The following is a 6,000-nucleotide window of genomic DNA, read 5'->3' on the forward strand; positions in this document are numbered from 1 at the left end:
TGGAACTCATGATTGCAATCGGCGGACGAGTCGACCACGAGGCCGGGACCGAGTGAGGAAAATTCGCTCTGGACTCCGGGCTCTGGTTTCTAGAGGCTTCGCCACCATGGACGACATCAAAATCACCATCCACACCAACAAGGGCGACATCGATCTCACTCTTTTCCCCGACGACGCTCCAGTCACCGTCGCCTCCTTCCTGCACCTCGCTTCCCGCGGCTTCTACGACGGCCTCACCTTCCACCGCGTGATCAGCAACTTCATGATCCAGGGCGGCTGCCCCCTCGGCACCGGCACTGGCGGCCCCGGCTACAAGTTTGAGTGCGAATGCAAAGCCAACCGCCGCCATGACAAGGCCGGCATTCTCTCCATGGCCAACGCCGGACCCAACACCAATGGCTCCCAGTTCTTCATCACCCACGGCCCCACTCCCCACCTCGACGGCAAGCACACCGTCTTTGGCGAGACCACCAAGGGTCAGGACGTCATCGATTCCATTCGCAAAAACGACGTCATTGAGAACATCACCATCCACGGCTCCACGGACGAACTCTTCGCCGCTCACGCCGACCGCATCGCAGACTGGAAAGCGGCAGCCTGAGCCCTGCTCGGCCACCTGAATTCATTTTCCCACCCTGCGGGCAAGGTTCTCACTCCCGGCGAGTTGACACCGCTGCCAGCAGGGTTTCTTTATGCTCATGCATCCGGATTGCCCGCTCGCGGACTTCACGGCCAAACTGGCCCGCATCCCCTTGGGCTCCTCCACCGGCTGGGCCCATGGCCGCAGGTATCTCCTCACACGCCTGCAAGTGGCCGGGGGCGGAGGCGAAAAGCTCATCGGCGAAGCCGCCGATGGTTCGGATTACATCAGCCTCAATCTCTACCACCTGAGAAAAGGAAAACTCCTCAGACCTTGCGAAATGTCTGCCCGCAAGGTCATCGACTTCGTCCAAGGATTGGAGTTCTCCCCCCCCGGCACCACAGGCCAACCGGATTGAGAACCTCGCTCTTCCCCTTTCTCGCTCTCTTTGCTAAACTGACGAAATGCTCCGACTTGTTGCCTCCCTGTCCCTTCTGACGGCCCTGGTTTCCTGTGCCGATCACCCTCCCGTGGTGGAAAGTGCGAAAGCCTCCTCTCCTCCTCCGGCCGAAAAGAAAGTCGTCAAACCCAAACTCATCGCGGGCAAATACATCGTCGCCTCCACCCAGCGCGGGAAAATGTCCTGGTATTCCGTAAAAACCAACGGAGGCACCAAAACAGCCTCGGGCAAGCGCTTCACAAACGCCGGAGCCACTGCCGCACACCGCACCTTGGCTTTCGGCTCCAAAGTGCGCGTCACCAATCTCCGCAACAACCGTTCCCAAATCGTCACCATCACCGACCGGGGCCCCTTCATCAAAGGACGTATCATCGACGTCTCCATCGGGACCGCGCGCAAACTGGGCTTCGTCAATGCCGGTGTGGTATCCTGCAAAGTGGAAGTCTTGAAGACTCCCTGATCCTCAGTCGTCTTTTCTCAAGCTCTCCTTGAACTGAGGCAAAATCATAAAAGTGGAGAGCGTCATCAAAGTCGCTCCAATGATGCCAACCACCTGGGGCGAAAAAGCTGCCGCCACCGTGAAACCAATGAAAGGGGCCGCCGTCCCCCGGCAGCCGGTCAGGAAGGTGTGCACACTCATATACTCCGCCACATGGTCCTCGTGGGCGAACTTGGTAACCCAGAGACTCCAAGCCACATTTCCTCCCGCCTTCCCGATGCCATGGAGGGCCAATCCAAGATAGAGCGCCCAAACCGCGCCCCCGAGAAAGAAGACCAACACGGCCGCGATGAAAAAGAGATTGATGATGATGCGAACGGAGAAAAAGTTCACGCGGTCAAAGACCACCCCCCACAGAAACACCGTCACCAGGAAGCAAGCTTCCGGCGTGGTCGTCGTGATCAAGCTCACCTGATCCGCACTGAGCCCGTAGCCGTAATCGGGATTCGCGACGAATTCGACAAAGATCCCGAAGCACAGGAGATTCCCGAAGCCCAAGACCATCCAAGCGATGAGCAGCTTGCGAAAAGGCGCATCACTGCGGACATGACCGAAGGCATCAAAGAGCCGCACCCCGACGGTTTTGCGTAGCTTGATCGGAGCCATCGCCATCACACAGACGGCCATCAACACGCAGCAGAGAGCATAGCAAGAGAGCAGCCAAGGATAGTCATCCGGACGCTCCCGCAACCAGAAACCGAAAGCCAAACCAGTCAGCACGGCCGCCAACTTGCGAAAAATCGCTGTAAAAGCAAAAAGCTGGCCTCGATTGAGGTCCGGATAATGCCGCCGATAAATTTGCGAAAAGAGCGGCATGGAAAGGGTCAATCCCAACTGCGCGCCACACATGCCCACCAGATACCAGAGCAGGCTTTCGGGTTGGCAAGCGGCGAGGAGAAAACCCGCTGCCGCAAAGAAGGAAAGGCCACAGATGGCGGCATTGACGCTACAGCCCAAGCGCCGCACGAACTGCACCACGAACAAGCTGAGCAAAAGGCCCACACTAGCCGAGGCCACCAGCACGGCCTTCTGCGTCTGGCTCGCCCCAAAAACCGACACCGCCAGAAAGACCGCAAAGGTGGTCCCCACCGTCTCGATCACTCCTGCCGGCAGTGAGCGCACGAGCTCCAGCCGAAACGTGCGCCGGTTCCATTGGCTATCACTGGGAAGATTGAACACGGGGCTGTTTCTAATTTTTTGCCCGTTGCAGGACCAGGCTCCAGTCGCAAAGCACCGTCACCATGAGGCCCGCCACCCCGACATGAAGCACTTGCACCCAGGCATAGACCCCCACCTGAGCCAAGATGAGGCCCATGACCATCATGGCCAGCACAAGACCAGCCATCACCTTGGCGCGCAACTCCACGACCCCCAACTGCCGGGCCTTCCAAAAGACCAAGCCCATCAACAAAACGATGAGCCAAGAAAAACTACGGTGCACGAGATAGATCGCACTCTGCTCCAATTCCCAGATCCAATCTGCCCGGGCCTCTCCCTTGTGCGACCGCGCGAGGACATCGGTCAACTCCCGCACTTGCGAGCCAAAGATTCCCTCCGCCAGCACAAGCGCCAAAAGCGCCCACACCCAGGGAGCCAGCTTTTTCCCAACCACAAAAGAAGGTTGGGCCGAAACCTCCCGTCGACAGTAGACGAGGATAAAGATCAGGGCCATGGCTAGCGCGAGGTGCAAAGAAATGATGCCGGGCTTTAATCCCGAATAAACCACCATCGCACCCATGACCGCATTGAGCAAAATGATGAAAAGCGAAAGCGCGGACAGGGTGATGAGCTTTTTCCGTCTATTGTCTTTTGGCAAATAGAAGGCCGCCACCAGAGCCGCGAGCGCAAGAAATCCCAGTGGAAGAGCCACCAGCCGATTCGCAAACTCGGTCCAAGTGTGCACCGGATTGAAACTCTCGAGAATGTGCTCCGGAGTCACCGTGTCCAAATCACGCCCCAAACGCTCCGCCTTTTGCTCAAAGCGTTCATAGTTGATTTTAGACAAGTCGACCTGCTCTACTTTCCACGGAGGGATCAGCTGCCCCCAACACTTCGGCCAATCGGGACAACCCAGCCCGGCCCCGCTGGCACGCACAATGGCTCCCACAAAGACCAAAAGCAGAAGAAAGACCAGCACTCCAGTCACCAATCTGCCAAACCACACCTCCCCTTTCGTCATCAGGGGGAGACTTTAGCGCGCGGTGCCCATTCGTCGAGTGCGATTCAGCTCTCCGTCGCGGTCTCCCGGACAGACGACCCGTCGGCCTCCTGCACCGCAGTGCGCAATTCCTCAACGCGCGCTTTCATATTGACCCGATCCTCTTTGCTCATCGCTACCGCCAGCCAACGGAAATCTTCACTGTTGAGCATGGCCACCTTCATCAACATGGTCAGCGGAACCGCCAAAAGCATCCCCACCGGCCCCCAAAGCCAACCCCAGAACATCACGGAAAGTATCACCATCAAAGTCGACAAACCAAACCGGCTGCCCATCAGCATCGGCTCTATAAAATTGCCAATAAAAACATTAATCGCAGTGTAACCAGTCGCCACCGCGAGAGCTTGGGGTCCTCCACTGACGATGAGCGCGAGCACGGTGGGCGGCACCCCGGCAATGACAGAACCGATCACCGGGACATAGTTCAAGGCATAGGCCAAGATTCCCCAGAGAATGAAAAAATCCAAATCCGCGATCCAGCAAAGCAATCCAGCCAACAAGCCCGTCACCAGACTGACCACCGTTTTGATTCCCAAAAAACGTTGAATATCGCGGGTCGCACTGAAGATGCGTTCAAAGTCAGGACCTTTAGCCTCACAAATAGCACTGATACGACGGCCATACATCCGGGCTTCAGTCAGCATGAAGATAGTCATCAGAAGCACGAAGAAGGTCGTGCCGAAGAAGGAGGCCACCCGACCGACAACCCCAGTGCCCAGACTCCAAACTTGTCCAAAATCAATCTGCTCCAACTGATCCAGGGCCTTGCTCCGGAAATAACTATCGACGGTTTCGCGAGCATTCTCAAACTCCCGCTTCTCCAATTGCTCGACGATGAACAGGGAGACATCCCCAATCTTTTTCTCCACCAGGCTCTTGTAAGAACTCGGATCAGCCGGACCGGTTCCCGCCCACTTCTCGCTAAAATCTCCCACCAGAATCACCGCGATCACCACCACTCCGGCCAAAAACGCGAAATCGACCAAGACCGTCAGCAAAACTGCCAGCCAACGGGGAACGCGGTGCTCGCGGAGCCAATTGGTGATGGGAAACGACACCGTTGCGATGAAAAACGCCAAAAGGACCGGGACAAAAATGCTGGCTGCGGCCTTGAGCCCAGCGATGACAATCACAGTGGCGGCTGCCAGAAACATGAACTTAAGCCCGCCACTGGGCTCGCCATAACCGCCTTTTGTCAACTTCATCACCTGTATGACGGGAGCCTAACCCAACTACCGCCATTCCTCCAATGACTTCCTGAAGGAATTTTATTCCTCTCCCTATCCTGCCCCCGTAAAGCTGTCCTCCAACCCCACGGCCCCTCGAAACTCACTCATGAAACTTGCTCGCTTCGCTCATGGAGAACCGGAAATTTTTCGCACCTTGCAAGGCGAAGGCCCCTCCCTGGGCTGTCCTGCTGTCTTTCTCCGGCTTTCCCTATGCAATCTCCACTGCCACTGGTGCGACACCCCCTTCACCTGGAACTGGGAAGGCACTCCCTGGGCCCACCAGGATGAGCACAAATTCTCAAAAGAAGAACAGATTGTCGAACTGAGTCCCGAAGAAGTCGCCCACCAACTCTCAGACCATCTTCAACCCGGCGATCGTTTGGTCCTCACAGGTGGAGAACCGCTTCTCCAACAGAGCGAGCTGTTCTCCCTCCTCCAATTGCTTTCCGCGAAGGAGCAAGTGGTCGAAATCGAAACAAATGGCACCCAATTGCCTACTCAAGAGCTGGATGCTTGCATCAGCCAATACAATGTCTCCCCGAAATTATCAAATTCACGCAACTCGAAATCACTGCGGGAAAAGGCGACCGCGCTCGAATTTTACGCCTCTTGCAACCGGGCCTACTTCAAGTTTGTCGTGCAATCACGGGACGATTTGGAGGAAGTGAAAAACCTGCAAGAGCGTTATCGGATCCCCAAAGACAGACTTTTGCTCATGCCCGAGGGCCGCAGCCCGGAGGCGTTGCAGAACAATCGGCTCTGGCTAGCAGAAGAATGCCTCCGGCATGGCTACCGTCTCACCGACCGCCTGCACGTGCTCCTTTGGGGCGACGAACGCGGTAAGTAGGAGCGAGCCACTGGCTTGCTCTCCGGTGTCGCCGGGCCTCCGGTCTGGCCCAGAACTCCGTCCTGATACGTCTCTGCCTCTCCGCCACGCGGGACGCGTCTTCCCTTTCTGGCAGCCGACTTCCCCTGTCCTCCTTCCAGTCCCTCTTCGCGGACAAAAAAAGAGCC

The 6,000-nt window shown here is 57.0% G+C and carries 7 protein-coding genes; 4 read left to right on the plus strand and 3 right to left on the minus strand.

Annotated features, from left to right (window positions below):
- Window positions 1–106: 106 nt before the first annotated feature.
- The 3 genes from JIN78_RS17865 to JIN78_RS10425 all read left to right on the plus strand — a co-directional run bounded on the left by JIN78_RS17865 (window position 107) and on the right by JIN78_RS10425 (window position 1,500).
- On the plus strand, window positions 107–601 hold the full coding sequence (locus JIN78_RS17865; RefSeq protein WP_200391913.1) for a peptidylprolyl isomerase: 495 nt from the start codon (window positions 107–109) through the stop codon (window positions 599–601).
- A gap of 91 nt (window positions 602–692) precedes the next feature.
- Window positions 693–998 (plus strand): hypothetical protein, encoded by a 306-nt coding sequence (locus tag JIN78_RS10420; protein WP_200391907.1) that lies wholly within the window; start codon window positions 693–695, stop codon window positions 996–998.
- Window positions 999–1,044: 46 nt separating this feature from the next.
- Window positions 1,045–1,500 (plus strand): septal ring lytic transglycosylase RlpA family protein, encoded by a 456-nt coding sequence (locus tag JIN78_RS10425; protein ID WP_200391908.1) that lies wholly within the window; start codon window positions 1,045–1,047, stop codon window positions 1,498–1,500.
- 3 nt (window positions 1,501–1,503) lie between these two features.
- On the opposite strand, the gene JIN78_RS10430 is transcribed toward JIN78_RS10425, so the two are convergent.
- Genes JIN78_RS10430 through JIN78_RS10440 form a run of 3 tightly spaced genes read right to left on the minus strand, consistent with a single transcriptional unit; the run spans window position 1,504 to window position 4,962 of the window.
- Window positions 1,504–2,718 carry an MFS transporter gene (locus tag JIN78_RS10430; protein ID WP_200391909.1) on the minus strand — a complete coding sequence of 405 codons (1,215 nt, stop codon included), beginning with the start codon at window positions 2,716–2,718 and terminating at the stop codon, window positions 1,504–1,506.
- 10 nt (window positions 2,719–2,728) lie between these two features.
- Window positions 2,729–3,718, minus strand: coding sequence for a COX15/CtaA family protein (locus tag JIN78_RS10435; RefSeq protein WP_200391910.1), 990 nt, complete (start codon window positions 3,716–3,718; stop codon window positions 2,729–2,731).
- 44 nt (window positions 3,719–3,762) lie between these two features.
- Window positions 3,763–4,962, minus strand: coding sequence for an AI-2E family transporter (locus tag JIN78_RS10440; protein WP_200391911.1), 1,200 nt, complete (start codon window positions 4,960–4,962; stop codon window positions 3,763–3,765).
- 130 nt (window positions 4,963–5,092) lie between these two features.
- Between JIN78_RS10440 and JIN78_RS10445 the strand changes: the two genes are divergently transcribed.
- Window positions 5,093–5,833 carry a 7-carboxy-7-deazaguanine synthase QueE gene (locus tag JIN78_RS10445; RefSeq protein ID WP_200391912.1) on the plus strand — a complete coding sequence of 247 codons (741 nt, stop codon included), beginning with the start codon at window positions 5,093–5,095 and terminating at the stop codon, window positions 5,831–5,833.
- Window positions 5,834–6,000 lie beyond the last annotated feature (167 nt).

Source organism: Roseibacillus ishigakijimensis, from assembly GCF_016595415.1.
In the GTDB taxonomy this organism is placed as follows: Bacteria; Verrucomicrobiota; Verrucomicrobiia; order Verrucomicrobiales; family Akkermansiaceae; genus Roseibacillus; species Roseibacillus ishigakijimensis.